Consider the following 19,866-nt stretch of genomic DNA (forward strand, 5'->3'; position numbering starts at 1 on the left):
CGCGCCGGTGCCGATCGTCGCGCTGCCGGGCGCCGGCCCGTGCGCGGCGTCGGGCACGGCCGCGCTGCCGTCGCCGTTGCTGAACTCGCAGCTGCGCTGCGCGCCGTGACGCGCGCGCCTTTCCGGGACGACATTCCTTCTCGATCATGACCTCCATCGACCGCCGTTCGTTTCTCCGTGCCGCTGCTGCCGGCACGGCCTTCTCGATGTTCCCGCCGGCGATCCGGCGCGCGCTCGCGATTCCCGCCAACAACCAGACGGGGACGATCAACGACGTCCAGCACGTCGTGATCTTCATGCAGGAAAACCGCTCGTTCGATCATTATTTCGGCACGATGCCCGGCGTGCGCGGCTTCGGCGACCGCCTGACGATCCCGCAACCGGGCGCCGCCTCGGTCTGGCAGCAGAACGACGGCAAGCGCCCGGTGCTGCCGTTCTATCTCGACAGCACGAAGGGCAATGCGCTGCTCGTCGGCGGCGCGCACTCGTGGACCGATTCGCATTCGGCGTGGGACAACGGCCGGATGACCGCATGGCCCGCGTCGAAGGGCGATGCGTCGATGGGCTACCTGCGCCAGTCCGACTTGCCGTTCCACTTTGCTCTCGCCAATGCGTTCACCGTGTGCGACGCGTACCACTGCTCGCTGCACGGCGGCACGAACTCGAACCGGATCTTCCTGTGGACCGGCACCAACGGCCCGACGGGCTCGAACACGGCCGTCGTGAACAATGACGGATGGGACGGCCTCGGTTCGTCGAAGACCGGCCTCACGTGGACGACCTACCCGGAGCGCCTGCAGGCGTCGGGCGTGAGCTGGAAGGTCTACCAGAACATGCCGGACAACTACACCGACAACCCGCTCGCGGGCTTCGCGACGTTCCGCAAGGTCAACGAGACCGTGCCCGGTTCGCCGAACGCGCCGTACACGCCTGCGATGGAGGCGCTGTCGCCGCTGTACAAGGGAATCGGCAACACGATGCCCGACGGCGGTTTCCTGCAGTCGCTCGCCGACGACATCGCGGCGAACCGGATGCCTCAGGTGAGCTGGATCGTGTCGCCGACCGCGTACTGCGAGCACCCGGGCGCCTCGACGCCGGGGCAGGGCGCGTACTACCTGCAGCGCCTGCTCGACACGCTGACCGCGAATCCGGATGTGTGGAGCAAGACCGTGCTGTTCGTGAACTACGACGAGAACGACGGCTTCTTCGATCACATGCCGCCGCCGAATCCGCCGTCGCGCAACCCGGACGGCACGTATGCGGGCAAGTCGACCGTGACCACGCAGTACGAGTACTTCACGTTGCCGAACCCGCCCGGCGATTCGTCGCCGCTCGCGCCGGACGGCCGTCCGTACGGGCCCGGCCCGCGCGTGCCGATGTTCGTCGTGTCGCCGTGGAGCACGGGCGGCTGGGTCAACTCGGAAGTGTTCGACCATACGTCGGTATTGCGCTTTCTCGAGCAGCGCTTCGGCGTGCAGGAACCGAACATCAGCCCGTGGCGCCGCGCGGTGTGCGGCGACATGACGTCGGCGTTCAACTTCAAGAATCCCAACGGCAACCCGACGACGTCGCTGCCGGCGCCGACCAAGGCCGCGGCCGACGCGCAGCACGTGCAGCAGGCGCTGATGGGCGCGGTGCCCGTGCCGTCGGTCGCGTTGCAGCAGATGCCGGTGCAGCCGCAGGGCACGCGGCCGTCGCGTGCGTTGCCGTACGAGCTGCATACGAGCGCGAGCGCCGACGTGTCGGGCGGCCTGCTGTGGCTCACGTTCAGCAACACGGGCGCGGTCGGCGCGGTGTTCCATGTGTACGACAAGCTGCATCTCGATCGTGCGCCGCGCCGCTTTACGGTCGAAGCGGGCAAGCAGTTGTCGGATGCGTGGCGCGTCGTGGCCGACGACGCGGGCAGCTACGACCTGTGGGTGCTCGGGCCGAACGGCTTCCTGCGCGAATTCCAGGGCAACGTCGCGAAGGCCGCGAGCGGGCCCGTGCCGGAGATCCGCGTGTGCTACGACCCGGCGAACGACGCGGTGTACCTGACGATCATGAACGTCGGCAACGCGGCGAGCCAGGTCACGGTCACGTCGAACGCATACCGCACCGACGGCCCGTGGCGCTATGCAGTGCCGGCCGGGATGCAGGTCGAGCCGTACTGGACGCTCGCCGCGTCGAGCGGCTGGTACGACTTCACGCTGGCGGCCGAGAACGGCCTCGTGCGCCGCTTCGCGGGCCGCGTCGAGACCGGCCGGGACAGCATCAGCGATCCGGCGATGGGCGTGTCCAGCTGACGGGCGCCGGCCGCACGGCCGGTGCCGCATCACCGGGTGCCGCCGGCGCGCCGACCCGCGCCGGCGGCTTTTGTGCGCGGCCCCGCGTTGGCGAGGCCGCGCGTTTTTCATTCCTCCCTGCTCACACGACGCTTCATTCGATGACGCAACTCGCGCTTTTCGATCTCGACCTTACCCTCATTCCGTTCGACAGCGACCAGGCCTGGGGCCGTTTCATGGTCGAGCACGGCCTCGTCGACGCGGCCGAATTCGACCGCATCGACGCTGCATTCGCGGCCGGCTATGCGGCCGGCACGCTCGACATCCACGCGCACCTGTGCAACATGCTCGCGCCGCTCGCCCGCTATTCGCGCGAACGGCTCGCGCACTGGCACGCGTGCTTCATGGCCGACGTCGTGCGGCCGGCGATCTCGCCGGCGGCGCTCGATCTCGTACGCCATCATCGCGCGCGCGGGGACCTGTGCTGCGTCGTCACCGCGACGAACGCGTTCATCACGCGGCCGATCGCGCAGGCGTTCGGCATCGACGCGCTGATCGCGTGCGAGCTGGAGACCGTCGACGGGCAGCCCGGTTCGCGCTATACGGGGCGGCCGGCCGGCGTGCCGAGCTATCGGGAAGGGAAGATCGTGCGCACCGATGCGTGGCTCGCGTCTCTTGGCCTCGCGTGGCCGGATTTCGAACGCAGCTGGTTCTACAGCGATTCGCACAACGACGTGCCGCTGCTCGAGAAAGTCACCGACGCGGTTGCCACCAATCCGGACGAACGGCTGCGTGCGCTCGCGACGGCGCGCGGCTGGCGGATCGTCGAGCTGTTCGAAACCGTGTGAGCGTGCGCCACGTCGCTATGCGCGTGCGAGCGGACGTTCGTCGCGGCGTTCGACGTTCGCCATGAACGCGGTGATCAGCCGCGTATCGGCGCGCGCGCCGAGGTAGTACAGATACTCGTGCATCGGCGGCAAGTCGTCGGCGATCGCGATCGCGCGCAGCTCCGGATGCGCGCCGACCTCGCCGCGCGGCATCAGCGTGCAGCCCATGTCGTGCCGCACGGCTTCGCGGATTGCTTCCCGGCTGCCGAGTTCGATCGCGTTCGCGGGCACGCCGATGCCCGCGTGCTTCAGCACGTGCTCCATCAGCGCACGCGTGCGCGAGCCCGCCTCGCGCAGCAGCAACGTCTGCCCGGCCAGCGCCGCGAGCGCGACCGACTCGCGCACGGCGAGCGAATGCGAACGGTGCACGACCAGCACGAGCGGATCGTTCGCGATCGTGTGCCGCACGAAGCGCGGATCGTCGTCGCGCTGCGACGACACCGCGACGTCGACACGAAAATCGACGAGCGCATCGAGCACCTGCTGCGAGTTGCCGATCTCGATGCTGATCTTCACGGCCGGATACTGGCGGCGGAACGCGGCGATCGCGGGCAGGATGTAGAACGGGCCGGTCGTGCCGACGCGCAGGTTGCCCGTGTGCAGTTCGCGCTCGTTGCGCAGCGCGAAATCGATGTCGTTCTCCATCTGCAGCATCTGGCCGATCATCGGCATCAGCGACGCACCGGCATCGCTGAGATCGAGGCGGTTGCCGCGGCGATGGAACAGCTCGACTCCGTAGTGGCGTTCGAGCTGCTGGATCCGCGACGTGATCGTCGGCTGGCTTACGTCGAGGCGCTTCGCGGCCGCGGTCACGCTTCCCTGGCGGGCGGTTTCGTAGAAGGCGGCGAGAAGCAGGGCAAGCATGGCGGCACACGGGACGGGACGACCGGAACTTACCGGCCGCGCGTGTCAATTCCGTGTCATTGCCGTGCAGGTGCGTGGCAAATTGGGGTGCAATGTTGCGTGTGCCGGGCGCTGCCGCTGCTTATTCCGCCGGCTGCTCGTCGTACGCGACGAAGATCTTGCGCGTGCGTTCGACCACTTCCCATGTGCCGCGAAAGCCTGGCGGAATCACGAAGCGGTGGCCGGTGCGAACGGTCTTCCGGTTGCCCTCGGCGTCGGTGATCACGGAGGTGCCTTCCAGGATCTCGCAGTACTCCGCTTCCGTATAGGCGACACGCCAGCATCCGGGCGTGCTTTCCCAGATGCCGGTCGAGAAACGCCCGCACGGACTCGCGAAACCCGGGGTGAGCGTCTGAAGCGGATCTCCCGAGATCAGCTTGTCGGGCGACACGCGGTACTGCGTCGGCGCGCCGCTCGGGCGGAGCGCATCGGTAATCAATGAAACGTCGATCATGATGGTCAGGTTGCGTCGAATTGAAATGAACGCGCCGACGGCGCGTTCGCATGATTGCATGGTTGAGGGCGGCGTGGTCAGTTGCCGGTTTTCAGTTGCTGCCACAGGCGGTTCTCGAGTCGCGCGATGTCCGCCGAGCGCGGCTTCGACAGCGTCATCCGGTCGAGCACGTCGGCGGTCAGATACACGTTCGGATCATGCGCGATGGCCGGCGTCACGTACTGATGGGCCGCCTTGTTGGCGCTCGGATAGTAGATCTCGTTGGTGATGTCCGCGTTGACCTTCGGATCCTGGATGTAGTTGATCCACTGCAGCGCGGCTTCCGGATGCGGCGCATCCTTCGGAATCGCCATCACGTCGAACCACAGGATGCCGCCTTCCTTCGGGTTCGCGTAGCGGATCTCGTAGCCGCGCTTCGCTGCCACCGCTTCGCGTCGCGCGACGCTGACGTCGCCCGACCAGCCGAGCACGACACACACGTCGTTGTTCGCGAGATCGTTGTTGTAGCCCGACGAGTTGAACTGCGTAATGTACGGGCGCACCTTCTTCAGCATGTCGAATGCCGCGTGATAGTCGGCCGGGTTCTTGCTGTTCGGGTCCTTGCCGATGTACTGGAGCGCGGCTGCAAACACGTCGTCCGGCGCATCGAGAAACGATACGCCGCAGCTTTTCAGCTTCGACACGTTGGCCGGATCGAACACCAGCGCCCAACTGTCGAGCGGAGCGCCGTCGCCGAGTGCTTTCTTGACCGCCTGCACGTTGTAGCCGACACCGTCCGTGCCGTAGGCCCACGGCACGCCGTACTGGTTGCCCGGATCCGATTCGGCGATCTTCTTCATCAACGCGGGATCGAGGTTCGCGAGATTCGGCAGCTTCGTCTTGTCGAGCTTCTGGTACACGCCGGCCTGGATCTGCCTGGCCATGTAGTTCGACGTCGGCACGACGATGTCGTAGCCGGAACTGCCGGCCAGCAGTTTGGACTGCAGCGTGTCGTCGCTGTCGTAGACGTCGTAGCGTACGTGCACGCCGGTTTGCTTCTGGAAGTCCGGAATCGTCGTTTTCGCAATGTACTCGGACCAGTTGTAGACGTTCAGTTCGGCGTCAGCCGCGCGGGCCGGCGACACCGACAGCGGCGCGAAGGCCGCAACGGTCGCGATGGCAACGGGGAAGGCGAGACGAAATACGCGGACGATCATGGTCACTCCCTTTCGGAACGAAGGCGGCGCACTGCGTGGCGCAGGCGCGCCGCGGGTCGGTCGACGAGGCGCGCGGCGGCGCGCTTCGACCTGCGGACGCGCCGACGGGCCTCGCCGGATATCGGGAATGACTCTATTCGGCGGCCATCGGGATGTCTGTCCATGAAATCCGTACAGCGAGGCCGCGTGACGCACCGGAACGCGGCGCGAGGGAATTGGCAACGTACTTTTGGCGTGGTAACGGTAGGCGTCCCAATCCCCCGTGCATCGTATGACCGACCATGACGCCGCCGCGACGATCGATATCCAGCTGGGCCAGCTCGTGTTCATGTCCGACGCGCTCTCGGCCGTGGCCGGCGCGATCGGATCGCCGGATTTCGTCGCGGTCGTGTTCGAGAACCTGACGCGCATCGTCGATTGCGATTCCATTCATCTGGATTACGAAGACGAGTCGCTGCTCGACCGCCGGGTCGGCTGGATCGGCAGCTACGGCACCTATCCCGACCAGATCGAGCGCACGATGACGCGCTATTACCGCGATTTCGCACAGGTCGACACGACGTTCGACTGCATCCGCGGCGAACGCGATACGCAGTTGCTGCAGTTGTCGACGCTGCGGTTGAACCCCGAGATCCGGTGCGCGTTTTACGACACCGAGGACATTCACGACGAATGCGTGGTCACGTATCGCGTGGACGAGCTGACCTATGCGTTGTCGGTGTGCCGCGCGCGCCGGCTGCCGCCGTTTTCGCTGAAGGAGCTGAGTGTCGTCCGGCACGTCGCGCTGATCGTGTTGCCGCTCGCGGTCGCGCATCGGCGCATTGCCGGCGACCGTCCGGCCGGTGCGGATGTGCACGCGCCGCGCCCACCGGGAAGCGGGACCGCGCAGCGATTGAACGACGTGTTCGAAAAGCTGACGTCCCGCGAATCGGAGGTGTGCGCACGGCTCATTCGCGGCCGGAAAACGCAGGATATCGCGCACGAACTCGGCATCCGGCCGTCGTCGATCGATACCTACGCGCGGCGTGCGTTCGCGAAGCTCGGTATCGAGTCGCGCCGACAGCTGCTGAATCTGCTCGTCGATCATGACGCGCTCGACGCGTCATCGGCACGGAGAGGCGATGCGTGATCGCCATGTGCGCACACGCCACGCAATCGGCGGGAGAGCCGCTTGAGCGTCGCATGGGACGGCATCACGGGCGCCGGCGTGCTCGGCGGCGCGCAGGTCGCGAGCCGGCACGCGTTGGCCGACGCGGCACGCGACGGCGACTGGTCGACGATGCTCGACCGCGTGACGCAACAGCCTGGCCTCATCAACGCGACGCGACGCGACGCGACGCGACACGACGCGACACGACACGACACGACACGACACGACACGACACGGCCGGGCGGGACGTCGCTTGATGCGCCATTGCATCGGGCTGCTTGCGGCGGGGCGCCGGAAGGGGGCGTCACCGAACTGCTGCGGCTCGGCGCGTGGCGCGTGCTGCGCGACGCACGACGCGAGCGCGCGGTCGATATCGCGGCGCAGCGCGGGCATCGGCATCTGGCCGGGTTGCTGACGCCGCAGCCGCGACGCTTCATGCCCGGCGATACGCTGCGCGCCACCCAGCGCCATTTCCACGACACGATCGTCGGCCGCATTTCGCGCCGGTATATCGATGCACTGCGTCTGCCCGAACTCGATGCGCAGGCCGGACAAACAGGATTCGCGGTGCCCGGCATGTACGGCGGCTTCGGCTATGCGCTGCGCACGGACGGCGAGGCGTCCGTGCTCGTGTCGGAGCGCTGAGGCCGCGTGGTCGGTGGCTCGGGCCAGCGGCACGAGATCGCCGCGAACGGCTGCGCGCGGGTCGGCGCGGGGTTCGTCCGATGCCGCCGATCATCCCGTTGCGCTCAAAACTGTTTTGGCGATTCGCGCCTTCCACGGGCGACACCGGCCGCCGATACTGCGACGCAAGACATTTCGCGAGACCTGTCCCGCATTGACCGTCTCGCCTTCGGAGCAGTGGATGAAAGGCATGAAAATATTCGTGACGGGCGCAAGCGGCTATATCGGCGGTTCGGTGGCCGCGCGGCTCGTCTCGGCCGGACACGTCGTCACCGGCTTGACGCGCGACGGCGACAACGCCGCGAAACTCGCGGCGGCCGGCATCATGCCGGTCGTCGGCACGCTCGACGACACGGCGCTGCTGCATGCGTTCGCGCGCGACGCGGATTGCGTCGTCAACGCGGCGAGCAGCGATCACCGCGAGGCCGTCGAGGCGATCGTCGCGGCGCTGAGCGGCTCGGGCAAGACGTTCCTGCATACGAGCGGCACCAGCGTGATTGCGGACGATGCGCGGGGCGCGCATGCCAATGCCGCCGTGTTCGACGAAACGACGCCGATCGTCACCCCGGCGAAGGCCGAACGCCACGCGATCGACCGGCTCGTGATGTCGGCCGCGAGCCTGGGCATCCGCTCGGCGGTAATCTGCAACAGCATGATCTACGGCGACGGCCTCGGCATCCGCCGCGACAGCGCGCAGCTGCCGCTGCTCGCGGCCGTCGCGCGCGATGCCGGCGCGGTGCGCGTGATCGGCAAGGGGTTGAACCGCTGGTCGAACGTGCACGTCGACGATGTCGCCGACCTGTATCTGCGCGCGATCCATGCTGCATCGCCCGGTGCGTTCTACTTCGCGGAAAACGGCGAAGCATCGTTCGCGGAAATCGGCCATGCGCTGGCCGAGCGGCTCGGCTTGCCGTCCGTCGTCGAATGGGATGTGGCCGATGCAGCGCAGGTGCTCGGTCATTCGCGTGCGCATTTCTCGCTCGCATCGAACAGCCGCGTGAAGGCGCTGCGTGCGCGGCAGGAACTCGGGTGGGCACCGCAGCACGGCGCGATGCTCGACTGGATCCGCGACGAGATGCCCGTCGCGGCCTGACGCCGCCGCCTCGCCTGGTCTGATGAAAACACGCGTTCGCCCTCCGGCTTCATTCCGGATTGTTCGGACAATATTCGCCGCGCATTATTGAATCGAAATCAACTGTGATTCGCGCCCGCGCCCGCTTATCAAACCGGCGCGGCGGCACTATCGTGACGGTTCCTGAAACTGCCGATACTGCCGACCATGAAGACGACCCTCGACGAGATGCTCGCGTTCGTGACCATCGCCGACGCCGGTTCGTTGACGGGTGCGGCGGACAAACTGCACCAGCCGACCTCGGTGATGAGCCGGATCCTGCGACGCCTCGAGGAAAAGCTCGACACGACGCTGATCCGACGCACGACCCGCCGTCTCGAAGTGACCGAGGAGGGCAAGCTCTTCCTCGAATATGCGCGCGACATCATCGCGTCGGTCGAATTTGCCGAGGAGCAGATCGTCAGCCAGCGAGAGACGCCGGCCGGGCGCCTGCGGATCAACGCCGCGATGCCGTTCATGCAGCACGTGATCGCACCGATGATGCCCGGCTTCCGCGAAGCGTATCCGGCGATCGCGGCCGAGCTCCACACGAGCGACGAGATCATCGACCTGCTCGAACAGCGCACCGACGTGGCGATCCGGATCGGCGAGCTGCGCGATTCGACGCTGCATGCGCGCCGGCTCGGCAGCAGCCGGCTGCGCATCCTCGCGAGCCCCGCTTACCTGGAGAAAGCCGGCGTGCCGACGAGCGTCGCCGACCTCGCGAACCATTCGCTGCTCGGCTTCGTGCAGCCGGAGACGCTGAACCACTGGCCGCTGCGCACCGCAGACGGCAGCGTGTACCGCATTCATCCGGCGCTGCAGGCATCGAGCGGCGAGACGCTGCTGACGCTCGCGCTCAATGGCGCCGGCATCGTGTGTCTCGCCGACTACATGACGGGCACGCATCGCCGCGACGGCAGCCTCGTCGAACTGCTCGTCGACGACACCACCGAATTCCGCCAGCCGATTCACGCGGTGTTCTATCGCAATGCAACGTTGTCGTCGCGCATCGTCAGCTTTCTCGACTATGTGAGCGCGCAGTTGAAGGAGGGCGGCGACATCGATTGAGTCAACGCCGCACGCGCCGGATCGCGCAACACAAAAAAGGGCGGCGGGTTCGAATGACATCGCACCCGTCGCCCTTTGCGTATCGGTCGACCCTGAACCGCGCGTTTGCTGCCCCGGCGCACTCATCAGCCTGACCTGACTCAGCATTTCCCCGGTGCGCGCCTGCGCGAGCGAGTCCTCGGCCTGCGCGCTTTGCACGGCTTGCCTGCGCTGGTCGTGGAGGCTCTGCGCGATCGTGTCGGTCTTGATCGGGAGGCACGCGCGCTCGAAGTCCTGCCGGCTCCGTTTCAGTTGCGACTGCGCGCGTTCGAGCGCGCCTTGCGCGCCCGGTACGGGCGCGGGTCGATGACGAACAGCAGGTCGCCCTTGCGGACGGTCGCGCCGTCATGGAACGCGACCTTGTCGAGATAGCCGCTCACGCGCGGGCGCATGTCGACCGTGTCGACGGCTTCGAAGCGGCCCGTGTAGACGTCGATGTCGTCGACATTGCTGACGATCACGCTCGGCGTCGCGACCGGCGCCTTGTCGTCCGACTGGCAGCCGGACAATGCCGAGCAGCGCGGCGAGCGGAACGGTGCCCAGCATGGCCGGTCGCGCGATGCGCTTCGATCCTGGATATCGGTTCATGCGCGTGCGAAATGTCGAGTGAGGCGCCTGGCGCCGGATGGTACGCAGTATCGTGCGCGGCGCGCGGCGGATAAACGGACGAAGCGGCCTAAGAACTTGTACTGCGCAGTCACGAATCGCCGTGTGCAGCGACGGCGCGCGAGCTGGTTTCGCAGGGCAGGTCGAGGGGAGAAATGCAGCGGCGACGCGCGGCCCGAATGCCTGTTCAGGCGATCCGGGCCGGCAATGCGGAGCGGCGGGACGAGCGATCGCGCGTGTCGAGAGGCGTGCTCTCTTGCGCGTCGACGCGAATCAATGACCGCGATAGATCGAGTCGCGGCCGTTGGTCATCGTCGCGCGGCCGGATTCGCTGGTGGTGCGGGCTTCGCTGCCGAAGCCGGTTTTGTCGGCGGCCGGCGCGGCGTTCGGTGCTGCCTGCGCGACGGCATTGTCACGCACGCGCTTTTCGGCGGCGAGGATCGCAACCGGATACTGGTTGTGATCCATCGCCGGGGTGTAGCCGACGGCCGCGAGGCGGGCCATTTCGGCCTTCACTTCGGCGCGGGTCAGTGGATGGTCGGCCGGTTGCGCGAACGACAGCGCCGGTGCGGAAAGGATCAGTGCGGCGAGCGTGGAAGAAATCAGCGTTTTCATCAGGGGTGCCTATCAGGTTGAGTGAACCGCAACCACGCTGATGTCGTTGCGAGTGCAGCCAATATAGGCATCGCGGGACCGGGGAAATACGGTCGCCGGCCCAAATGATTTTTGATCTGGAATCACGAATCGGGTGTCGATTCGGTCGGCACCTTGCCGGGCGGGCGTCCTGCCGTAAGAGCGGGCCGGCGCCGGTCATCGAAACAGGCATCGAACCGGCCGATTAGACCTATTGGGACTCAAGTGTGTCGAATTCCGTCTTGGACAGACTTAACCCATCTCCCTAGACTGAACTCGCTTTCCCTCACTCGCTGGAGAAAATCATGAGTCTCAAAGACAAGCTGCCCGGTAACAAGATCCTTGGTTTCGGTACTGCCCCGCTCGGCAACATGTTCCGCAACATCCCTGACGCGGAAGCCGCGGCCACCGTCGAAGCGGCATGGCAACACGGCATCCGTTATTTCGATTCGGCCCCGTTCTATGGCGCCGGCCTCGCGGAAATCCGCCTCGGCGACGCGCTGGCGAACCATTCGCGTGACGAATACGTACTGAGCACGAAGGTCGGCCGCGTGATCCTCGACGAAGTCGAAGACGTGTCGGCGCGCGATCTCGGTGAAAAGGGCGGCCTGTTCGAACACGGCCGGCCGAACCGCATCGTCAACGACTACACGGCCGACGCGACGCTGCGTTCGATCGAGGACAGCCTGAAGCGGCTGCGCACCGACCGCCTCGACATCGTCTGGGTGCACGACATCGCGCAGGACTTCTACGGCGACGAATGGCTCGCGCAATTCGAAGTGGCGCGCAAGGGCGCATTCCGCGTGCTGAGCAAGCTGCGCGAAGAAGGCGTGATCAAGGCATGGGGCCTCGGCGTGAACCGCGTCGAACCGGTCGAACTGGTGCTCGACCTTGCCGAACCGCAACCGGACGGCATGCTGCTGGCCGGCCGCTACACGCTGCTCGATCACGAGCGCGCGCTGCAACGCGTGATGCCGGCGGCTGCCGCGCAGAACGTCGGCATCGTCGTCGGCGGCCCGTACAGCTCGGGCGTGCTCGCAGGCGGGTCGCACTTCGAATACCAGAAGGCTTCGCCGGAAATCCTCGCGAAGGTCGAGCGGATCAAGGCGATCGCCACGCGCTACAACGTGCCGATCAAGGCCGCCGCGCTGCAGTTCTCGATGTCGCATCCGGCCACCGTCGCCGTGATCCCGGGCGCGAGCCGTCCGGAGCGGATCGCGGAAGACCAGGCTGCGCTGAACGTGGTGATTCCGGCCGACTTCTGGCGCGACATGCGTGAACAAGGTCTGATTGCGGCCAATGCGCCGCTGCCGACCGATCGTTAATCCTGAAAGGTGATGGCATGGCACAGGCAAATGCAAGCATCGAACTCCCGGCTTCGGCCGAGACCGTCTGGCAACTGATTGGCGGCTTCGGGTCGCTGCCCGACTGGCTGTCGTACATTCCGGCCAGCGAGCTGAGCGAAGGCGGGCGCGTGCGGCGTCTCGCGAACCCGGCCGGCGAGGCGATCGTCGAGCGGCTGGTCGCGTTCGACGAAGCGGCGCACAGCTACACGTACGCGATCCTCGAAGCGCCGTTCCCGGTCGTGAACTATCGCTCCACGCTGCGCGTGCGCGAGAACGGCCCGAACGCGTCGGCCGTCGAGTGGTCGGGCACGTTCACGCCGCACGGCGCGACCGACGACGATACCGTCAAGCTGTTCCGCGGGATCTACGAAGACGGCCTCGCGGAACTGGCGAAGCGGTTTGCGGTGGCCTGACGGCAGCGCATCGCATCGCATCGTGCGAGCAGGAGCCTGGCGATATCGGGCTCCGTCAGCGCCTTCGTCGCGGGTTCAGGCTCGCAGCGAAGGCGTTGGCACGTTTGCATCGCATGCGTGCCGGCACCGATGTGCCGGCGCCCCGACCATCCAGGGTGTCATTGTCCGACCGCCGCGACGACTTCCTCGCCGGTCAGGATCTCGCGGAAGGTGCCGACCAGCGGCCGCAGGTTGACCTTGTGCCACGCGGCCCAAAGCGGCGTACGGTAGCTGAACCACGGCAGCTCGCGCAGTACGACGCCCTCCGGCACCTGATGACGCAGGCTCTGCTGGATCATCGTCACGCCGAGCCCGGCGGCGACGAGCCCGAGCGCCGCGAGCGGCTCGGTCGCTTCCACCGAAATCTCCGGCGAGAAACCCGCCTTCGCACAGGCCGCGACGAACGCGCCGTGACGCGGCGCGCTTTCCTGCTGCGTCACGCCGATCCACGCTTGCGTGGCGAGATCGTCGGCGACCAGCGTCTTCTTCTTCGCGAGCAGGTGCCCGTCGGGCATCGCGAGCAGCATCGGGTCGTTCAGTACCATCGTCGCATCGAGTTCGGGATCGTCGGGCGCGGGTGGCTCGGTGACGAGCGCGATGTCGAGACTGCGCTCGCGCAGGCCTTCGAGCTGCGCGGCGGACGTGTAGTTGTACAGCGCGATATGGACGGCGGGGCGCTCGGCGCGCAGCGTCTTCAACGCGCGCGGCAGCACGCCCGAGTGCGTGGCCGTTTCCAGGTAGCCGATGCACAGGCCGCCTTCGTCGCCGCGGCCGAGCCGTCGCGCCAGCGACTCGAGCCGGTTCGCGTGGCGCAGGAACGCGTGCGCTTCGCTGAGGAACGTGCGCCCGTCGCGCGTCAGACGAATGCGCTGCTGGCTGCGTTCGAACAGCGTCAGGCCGAGCTTTTCCTCGAGCTGCGCAATCTGGCGGCTGAGCGGCGATTGCGAAATGTGCAGGCGTTCGGCCGCACGACCGACGTGTTCTTCTTCCGCGACCGCGATGAAATATTGAAGCTGGCGGATGTCGAGCATATAAGACCTTATGGGACTCAAGTTTGATGAATTATGTCTTGGACGGACTTGTTTGTGCAACCTAGACTGGGTGCACTTTCCTGTCAAACCTGGAGCAACACATGAGTCTCAAAGACACGCTGCCGGCCGGCAACCGGCTCGGTTTCGGTGCAGCGCCGCTCGGCAACATGTTCCGCGACATTCCCGACGAAGAAGCGATCGCAACCGTCGAAGCCGCGTGGGCGCGCGGCATACGCTACTTCGACACCGCGCCGTCGTATGGCGCGGGCCTCGCGGAATCGCGCCTCGGCGACGCGCTCGTTGGCCATCGCCGCGACGACTACTTCATCAGCACGAAGGTCGGCCGTATCGTGCTCGACGAAATGGAAGACGCGAAGACGCGCGACTACGGCGACAAGAGCGGGATCTTCGCGCACGGCCGCGCGAACCGGCTGGTGAGCGATTACTCGGCCGACGCGACGCTGCGCTCGATCGAGGGCAGCCTCAAGCGCCTGCGTACCGATCGCCTCGATATCGTATGGGTGCACGACATCGCTCAGGACATCTATGGAGACGAATGGCTCGCGCAATTCGAAGCGGCGCGCAAGGGTGCATTCCGTGCACTGGGCAAGCTGCGCGAAGAAGGCGTGATCGGCGCGTGGGGCCTCGGCGTGAACCGTGTCGAACCGATCGAACTGGTGCTTGACCTCGCCGAGCCGCACCCGGACGCGATGCTGCTCGCCGGTCGCTACACGCTGCTCGACCACGAGCGCGCGCTGCAACGCGTGATGCCGGCGGCCGCGGCCCGTAACGTCGGAATCGTCGTTGGCGGCCCGTACAGCTCGGGCGTGCTCGTCGGCGGCGCGCACTACGAATACCGGAAGGCGCCACCGGAAATCGTCGCGAAGGTCGAACGGATCAACGCGATCGCCGCGCGCTACGACGTGCCGGTCAAGGCGGCCGCACTGCAGTTCGTGCTCGCGCATCCGGCGACGGTTTCGGTGATTCCGGGTGCGAGCCGTGCGGAGCGTATCGCGGAAGATGTCGCGGCACTGACGTTCGATATCCCCGCCGATTTCTGGCGCGAGATGCGCGAGCAGCAGCTCGTCGCTCCCGACGCGCCGTTGCCGCTCGCTCGCTGAGCGGCAAGCGATGCGGCCGCACAGGCCGGCGCGGATCCCGTCGCTTCGGTGAACGTCAATCGTCGCAATACCGGCTGCACGCGTACGGCCGGCAGTCGGTGCTGCGGCCCTTCGATCGCCCCACGTTCGCCGTCAATTCCCGTACATGTCGAAGTCGAAATACTTCGACTGGATCGTGTTGTAGGTACCGTCGCTGCGGATCTGCGCGATGGCGCGATTGAGTGCGTCGCGCAGGTCGCCGTCGGCCTTGCGCACGCCGGCCGCATCGCCGTTGCCCATGATCTTCGGGTCGTACACCACACCGCCCGCGAACGAGAAGCCCTTGCCGCGCGGCGTCGACAGGAACCCGAGCTGGCCTTGCACGGCATCCATCAGTACGCCGTCGACGCGTCCGCTGACGAGATCCGCATACGCCTGGTCGTAGCTCGGATACGGGACAACCTCGACCTTCGCCGCGGCCCACTTTTCACGCGCATAGGTTTCCTGGATCGTGCCTTGCTCGACCGCGACGCGCTTGCCGGCGAGCTTCGCCGCGTCCGGGAGCAGTCCCGAGCCGGTGCGCGCGATCAGCCGCGTCTGGTTGCGATAGAGGCGGTCGGTGAAGTCGATCTGCTGGCGCCGTTGTTCGGTCGCGGCCATCGACGACAGGATCACGTCGAACTTGCGCGCCTGCAGACCCGGAATCAGCCCGTCGAAACTGCTCGACACCCACACGCATTTCGCATTCAGCTTCGCGCACAGCGCGTTGCCGAGATCGACGTCGAAGCCCTTCACGCTGCCGTCGGTCGCGGTCGATTCGAACGGCGGGTAGGTCGGGTCGACCCCGATGCGGATGGTCGTCCACTCCTTTGCCGACGCTTGCGACGCAAAGGCCATCGCGGCGGCGGAAAGGAGAATCGTGAGGCGCGTCTTCATGGTCTGGCTCCGTTCGTGTGTGGGGGAAGCGTGCGTGTGCGCGTCAACTCGGGAATTCGCCGCGCTGGAAATCGTTCGACAGTTCGAGGGCGTCGGCCATCTCGCCGACGGTGACGGGCTTGATCGGTGCGCGGATCCGGTAATGACCGACGTCGCCGACGCTGCGCTGCTGCACGTCGGCGATCAGCTCGCCGACCGTCGTGCCGCACCAGCGCCCCTGGCACGGACCCATCCCGCAGCGCGTGAATGCCTTCATCTGGTTCGGCCCCTGGCAGCCGAGTGCGGCGAGCTGGCGGATCTCGCCTGCCGTGACTTCTTCGCAGCGGCACACGATCGTGTCGTCGTCGGGGCGGCGCAGCGCGGCCGGTGGCGTGTACAGCGCGTCGAGCAGCGGACGCACCGCGAGGTGACGGCGCAAGGCGCGCAGCACCGGGCGTTCGCGTGTGGCCTGCCGGTCTGCGTCGAGCGCGCCGAGTTGCGCGGCGATGTCGAGCGCCGACACTTCGCCGGCGAGCGCTGCTGCCTGGGCGCCGCCGATTCCCGCACCGTCGCCTGCGATCCAGACACGCGACACGCTGCTGCGGCCGCGCGCGTCGCATTGCGGGCGCCAGCACGCCGACGGCGCGTCCCAGTCGTGCGCGCAGCCGAGCGAACGCGCGAGCTGCGTCGACGGAATCACGCCCTGATGGAGCAGCACGAGCGACGTGTCGAGCGTCTGCACGACACCATCGTCGTCACGAAAGCGGATACGTTCGGCGTGCGTGTCGCCGTCGATGCGGATGTCGGTCGCGCCGCGATACACGGGGATGCCGGCATTGCGCACCGCGCGCAGCATGCGCCAGCCCTTGAGCAGATAGTCGGCGCCGCGCAGCGCCGGCAGCGCATGCGGGAGCGCACGGCGCCACGCATCGCGCGGTGTCGTGTCGACGAGTGCGCGCACGCGCCGGCCCGCATTCAGCAATTGCGCAGCGAACAGCCACAGCAGCGGGCCGCTGCCCGCGAGCACGGTATCGGCCGACGGCGCGAGGCCCGACGATTTCAGCAGCGTCTGCGCGGCGCCGACGCCCATCACGCCGGGCAGCGTCCAGCCGGGTACCGGCCACGGCCGCTCCTGCGCGCCGGTCGCAATCAGCACCGCGCGCGCGCCGACTTCGAGCGTGCCGCCGGACGGGCCGCTTTGCGTGAGCATCGCGACGGGTTCCGGCTCGAACGCGACCTGCCACACGACGCTGCGCGGCAGGTGGTGCGCGCCGCTCGCGAGCAAACCGTCGACGAGCGGCCGGCCGGCCGTGTAGTCGGCGCCGAGCCATTGCGCGAGCGCGGCCGGTGCATCGGTCACGTTGCGGTAGATCTGGCCGCCGGGCGCACGGCTTTCATCCGCGATGACGACCGACAGCCCGGCCACGCGCGCGGCGGCGGCTGCCGCCATCCCGGCCGGCCCTGCGCCGACGATCAGCAGATCGCACTGGCGGCGTGTCATGCGAGCCTCGCCTTGCCGTGCATCCGGCGCACCTGCATGCCGTCCGAGACGGGCGTCATGCAGCCCTGCACGTTGGGCAAGCCGTCGACTTCGACGAGGCAGTCGAAGCACACGCCCATCATGCAGAACGGGCCGCGCGGCGCACCGCTCACGGCGCTCGCACGGCACGCGGCCGACCCGGCGGCGAGCATCGCGGCCGCGACGCTGTAGTGCGCGGGCACGTCGTGCGGCGTGCCGTCGATATGGATGCGCACGCGTTCGACTATCGCGGCGGCGGGAATGAGGGAGTCAAACATGCCGGGCTTCCGTGGGCGCGGCGAAGCGCGCGGTGGTAAAGGCGGACAGGTCGGCGGGCGCAGCACCGCCCGCGATCCACGGCGCGACGAGATCGGCATGGGTCGCCGCGAGCGTCACGCCGCTGTGGCAGATCGCGATGAACGCGCCGGGATGCGTGGCCGACGCTTCGTAGACGGGCAGGCCGTCGGGCGTCATGATGCGCAGCGCGCCCCACGCGCGCACGATCCGTGCATGCGCGAGCGCCGGGAACGCGGTGCGGGCGCGGCGTGCGATGTCGACCATCGCGGGGCGCGTCTGGCCGTCGTCGAGGCCGACGTCTTCGGCCGAATCGCCGAGCAGCACCGAGCCCTCCGGCGTTTGCCTGACGACCAGCGTCGGATGGTCGAGAAACCGCGCGAGGCGTTCGGTGACCATGATCTGGCCGCGCAACGGCGAGATCGGCGCGCGCAGGTCGACCATCGGCGCGAGCCGTGCGTTGTCGAGGCCAGCCGCGAGCACGACACGCCCGGCTTCGAGCCGCGTGTCGCGCGTGTCGATCTCGAAGCGCCCGGCGCACGGGCGGATCTCGGTGACTTCGCTGCGCGGCAGATAGACGCCACCGCACTGCTGGAACGCCTGCAGCATCGCGCGCAGCGTGTAGAGCGGATTCGCGTGGCCGTCGTTCGGCGACCACAACGCGCCGGCCAGCGACGGCGATGCCGACGGGATGCGCTCGCGCAGCGCCGCCGGATCGAGCACTTCATACGACAGCGCCGCGTCCTGCCGGTGCAGCGATTCGAGCAGGTCCGCTGCGCTGTCGAGTTCCGCGCGATGCTCGAACAGTTCGATGCCGCCCGGACGTTCGAATGCGCAGTCCACCCCCGTTTCGCGCTGCAACTGTGCGGCGAATGCAGGCCAGCGCTCGGACGATTCGCGCGACCAGCGCGCATACGGCAGGCAGCGGCCGCCTTTGCCCTGCACCCACACGAGCCCGAAATTGCCGCGCGCCGCGCGAAACGCGATGTCGTCGCCGTCGCAGACCGCGACGCTTTTGCCGAGCCGCGCGATGCCCCACGCGATGGCCATGCCGACGAGACCGCCGCCGGCCACGACGACGTCGAAGCGGCGCACGGTCATGCGCGACTCCGTCGTCGCGGGTGAAACGGTTGCGTGTTATATCCCATGGCGGCGCGGTTCCTTGCTTTCGTTACGTTGCGGAACCGATGTTCGGACAGGCAAAATGTGCTGTCCAATACAGCTTGATCAACGACCCATAATCCAGTGTTATGACCACGCCCTCGCTCAGGATTCGTCAGATCGAAGCGTTTCGCGCGGTGATGCAGCGCCACACCGTCACACGCGCCGCGCGCGATCTCCATATCTCGCAGCCGGCCGTGAGCCGGCTGATCGCCGATCTCGAGGACCGGATCGGCTTCGTGCTGTTCGAGCGGCAACAGGGGCGCTTCACGCCGACCGCGCAGGCGCGCGTGTTGTACGAGGAGGTCGAACGCGCGTTCGTCGGGCTCGATCGCGTAGCGCAGGCGGCCGAGCAGATCCGCGCGATGCGGCGCGGCACGCTGCGCGTGGCCGGCTCGCCGGCCGTCGCACTCGATCTGCTGCCGGAACTCGTCACGCGTTTCTCGCACGCGCATCCGGGCGTCGACATCACGTTGCTCGCGCACAGTGCGTCCACTGTCGTCGACAAGGTCGCGTCAGGGCAGTGCGACGTCGGGCTGATCGCCGAACCTGTCCCGCATCCGGCCGTGCGCGGCGAGCGGCTCGCGGAAGCAGCGATGTGCTGCATCGTGCCGCGCGAGCATCGGCTCGCGCGCAAGCGCGTCGTGCAGCCGGCCGACCTGCGCGACGAATCGTTCATTTCGTTTCCGCCGAGCTTCGAGGCGCGCAGCGCGATCGACCGCGTGTTCGTCGAGGCCGGCGTGTCGCGGGTGCTGTCGATCGAGGCGCAACTGTCGCAGACGATCGTCGCGTTCGTCGCGAACGGTGCGGGCGTCGCGCTGATCGATCCGGTGACGGCTGCATATGCGGGCCAGCGCGTGGCCGTCAAGCCGTTCGAGCCGGCCGTGCCCGATCACTTCTATCTGGTGACGTCCGCGTCGCAGCCGCTGTCGATGATCGGCGACGCGTTCTGCGCGGATCTGCGCGATGCGTTCGCGAGGATGCGGGGGAAGGGGGCCGGCTGATCCGGCGGGGAGGGGGGCCGTCACGACCGCGCCGGGCGCCCTTCCC

The 19,866-nt window shown here is 67.5% G+C and carries 20 protein-coding genes; 10 read left to right on the forward strand and 10 right to left on the reverse strand.

Annotation, left to right across the window (positions count from 1 at the left end; all coding sequences use genetic code 11):
- The first annotated feature begins 146 nt into the window (after positions 1-146).
- Complete coding sequence (locus BLA15945_RS10455; RefSeq protein WP_174992265.1) at positions 147-2,285, forward strand: phosphocholine-specific phospholipase C; 2,139 nt, start codon at positions 147-149, stop codon at positions 2,283-2,285.
- Positions 2,286-2,425: 140 nt separating this feature from the next.
- Positions 2,426-3,112 (forward strand): histidinol-phosphatase, encoded by a 687-nt coding sequence (locus BLA15945_RS10460; protein WP_174992266.1) that lies wholly within the window; start codon positions 2,426-2,428, stop codon positions 3,110-3,112.
- A 15-nt stretch (positions 3,113-3,127) separates the two neighbouring features.
- Here the strand turns inward: BLA15945_RS10460 and BLA15945_RS10465 are convergent, their stop codons facing one another.
- The 3 genes from BLA15945_RS10465 to BLA15945_RS10475 all read right to left on the reverse strand — a co-directional run bounded on the left by BLA15945_RS10465 (position 3,128) and on the right by BLA15945_RS10475 (position 5,704).
- Complete coding sequence (locus BLA15945_RS10465; protein ID WP_174992267.1) at positions 3,128-4,015, reverse strand: LysR substrate-binding domain-containing protein; 888 nt, start codon at positions 4,013-4,015, stop codon at positions 3,128-3,130.
- Between the two features lie 121 nt (positions 4,016-4,136).
- Positions 4,137-4,508, reverse strand: a complete 372-nt coding sequence (locus BLA15945_RS10470; protein ID WP_174992268.1) for a cupin domain-containing protein — start codon at positions 4,506-4,508, stop codon at positions 4,137-4,139.
- A 77-nt stretch (positions 4,509-4,585) separates the two neighbouring features.
- Positions 4,586-5,704 carry a polyamine ABC transporter substrate-binding protein gene (locus tag BLA15945_RS10475; protein ID WP_174992269.1) on the reverse strand — a complete coding sequence of 373 codons (1,119 nt, stop codon included), beginning with the start codon at positions 5,702-5,704 and terminating at the stop codon, positions 4,586-4,588.
- 271 nt (positions 5,705-5,975) lie between these two features.
- On the opposite strand from BLA15945_RS10475, the gene BLA15945_RS10480 reads away from it, so the two are divergent.
- From BLA15945_RS10480 to BLA15945_RS10495, 4 genes are all read left to right on the forward strand, one after another.
- Positions 5,976-6,833: a response regulator transcription factor gene (locus BLA15945_RS10480; RefSeq protein WP_174992270.1), complete on the forward strand. Its 858-nt coding sequence runs from the start codon at positions 5,976-5,978 to the stop codon at positions 6,831-6,833.
- 42 nt (positions 6,834-6,875) lie between these two features.
- A complete protein-coding gene (locus BLA15945_RS10485; RefSeq protein WP_233464174.1) occupies positions 6,876-7,499 on the forward strand; it encodes an ankyrin repeat domain-containing protein in 624 nt (207 codons plus the stop codon).
- Between the two features lie 220 nt (positions 7,500-7,719).
- Positions 7,720-8,631, forward strand: a complete 912-nt coding sequence (locus BLA15945_RS10490) for an NAD-dependent epimerase/dehydratase family protein (protein ID WP_174992271.1) — start codon at positions 7,720-7,722, stop codon at positions 8,629-8,631.
- Positions 8,632-8,817: 186 nt separating this feature from the next.
- On the forward strand, positions 8,818-9,720 hold the full coding sequence (locus tag BLA15945_RS10495) for a LysR substrate-binding domain-containing protein (protein ID WP_059241255.1): 903 nt from the start codon (positions 8,818-8,820) through the stop codon (positions 9,718-9,720).
- Positions 9,721-10,007: 287 nt separating this feature from the next.
- On the opposite strand, the gene BLA15945_RS37625 is transcribed toward BLA15945_RS10495, so the two are convergent.
- Both BLA15945_RS37625 and BLA15945_RS10505 read right to left on the reverse strand, forming a co-directional pair.
- Entirely contained in the window at positions 10,008-10,268 is a 261-nt protein-coding gene (locus BLA15945_RS37625; RefSeq protein ID WP_233464176.1) for an efflux RND transporter periplasmic adaptor subunit, read from the reverse strand.
- A gap of 370 nt (positions 10,269-10,638) precedes the next feature.
- Positions 10,639-10,980 (reverse strand): DUF4148 domain-containing protein, encoded by a 342-nt coding sequence (locus tag BLA15945_RS10505; protein ID WP_059241256.1) that lies wholly within the window; start codon positions 10,978-10,980, stop codon positions 10,639-10,641.
- Between the two features lie 323 nt (positions 10,981-11,303).
- On the opposite strand from BLA15945_RS10505, the gene BLA15945_RS10510 reads away from it, so the two are divergent.
- Together BLA15945_RS10510 and BLA15945_RS10515 are read left to right on the forward strand one after the other, a co-directional pair.
- On the forward strand, positions 11,304-12,323 hold the full coding sequence (locus tag BLA15945_RS10510) for an aldo/keto reductase (protein ID WP_174992272.1): 1,020 nt from the start codon (positions 11,304-11,306) through the stop codon (positions 12,321-12,323).
- Positions 12,324-12,340: 17 nt separating this feature from the next.
- Positions 12,341-12,757 carry an SRPBCC family protein gene (locus BLA15945_RS10515; RefSeq protein ID WP_174992273.1) on the forward strand — a complete coding sequence of 139 codons (417 nt, stop codon included), beginning with the start codon at positions 12,341-12,343 and terminating at the stop codon, positions 12,755-12,757.
- A 158-nt stretch (positions 12,758-12,915) separates the two neighbouring features.
- Here BLA15945_RS10515 and BLA15945_RS10520 read toward each other — a convergent pair whose 3' ends face one another.
- The gene (locus BLA15945_RS10520) at positions 12,916-13,827 is read right to left on the reverse strand and encodes a LysR family transcriptional regulator (RefSeq protein ID WP_174992274.1); all 912 of its coding nucleotides are present in this window, start codon (positions 13,825-13,827) and stop codon (positions 12,916-12,918) included.
- 101 nt (positions 13,828-13,928) lie between these two features.
- Here BLA15945_RS10520 and BLA15945_RS10525 point away from each other — a divergent pair, with 101 nt between their 5' ends.
- A complete protein-coding gene (locus tag BLA15945_RS10525; RefSeq protein ID WP_059241260.1) occupies positions 13,929-14,948 on the forward strand; it encodes an aldo/keto reductase in 1,020 nt (339 codons plus the stop codon).
- 132 nt (positions 14,949-15,080) lie between these two features.
- On the opposite strand, the gene BLA15945_RS10530 is transcribed toward BLA15945_RS10525, so the two are convergent.
- The 4 genes from BLA15945_RS10530 to BLA15945_RS10545 are packed head-to-tail and all read right to left on the reverse strand — an operon-like array spanning position 15,081 to position 18,756.
- Positions 15,081-15,863, reverse strand: a complete 783-nt coding sequence (locus BLA15945_RS10530; protein ID WP_174992275.1) for an ABC transporter substrate-binding protein — start codon at positions 15,861-15,863, stop codon at positions 15,081-15,083.
- A gap of 43 nt (positions 15,864-15,906) precedes the next feature.
- Positions 15,907-17,343, reverse strand: a complete 1,437-nt coding sequence (locus tag BLA15945_RS10535; RefSeq protein WP_174992276.1) for an FAD/NAD(P)-dependent oxidoreductase — start codon at positions 17,341-17,343, stop codon at positions 15,907-15,909.
- On the reverse strand, positions 17,340-17,639 hold the full coding sequence (locus BLA15945_RS10540; protein ID WP_059241263.1) for a (2Fe-2S)-binding protein: 300 nt from the start codon (positions 17,637-17,639) through the stop codon (positions 17,340-17,342). Before BLA15945_RS10540 ends, BLA15945_RS10535 begins: the two co-directional genes overlap by 4 nt.
- Positions 17,632-18,756 (reverse strand): NAD(P)/FAD-dependent oxidoreductase, encoded by a 1,125-nt coding sequence (locus BLA15945_RS10545; protein ID WP_174992277.1) that lies wholly within the window; start codon positions 18,754-18,756, stop codon positions 17,632-17,634. Before BLA15945_RS10545 ends, BLA15945_RS10540 begins: the two co-directional genes overlap by 8 nt.
- Positions 18,757-18,905: 149 nt before the next feature.
- Between BLA15945_RS10545 and BLA15945_RS10550 the strand changes: the two genes are divergently transcribed.
- Entirely contained in the window at positions 18,906-19,820 is a 915-nt protein-coding gene (locus tag BLA15945_RS10550; RefSeq protein ID WP_174992278.1) for a LysR substrate-binding domain-containing protein, read from the forward strand.
- The last annotated feature ends 46 nt before the right edge of the window (positions 19,821-19,866 follow it).

The organism is Burkholderia arboris, from assembly GCF_902499125.1.
Classification (GTDB): domain Bacteria; phylum Pseudomonadota; class Gammaproteobacteria; order Burkholderiales; family Burkholderiaceae; genus Burkholderia; species Burkholderia arboris.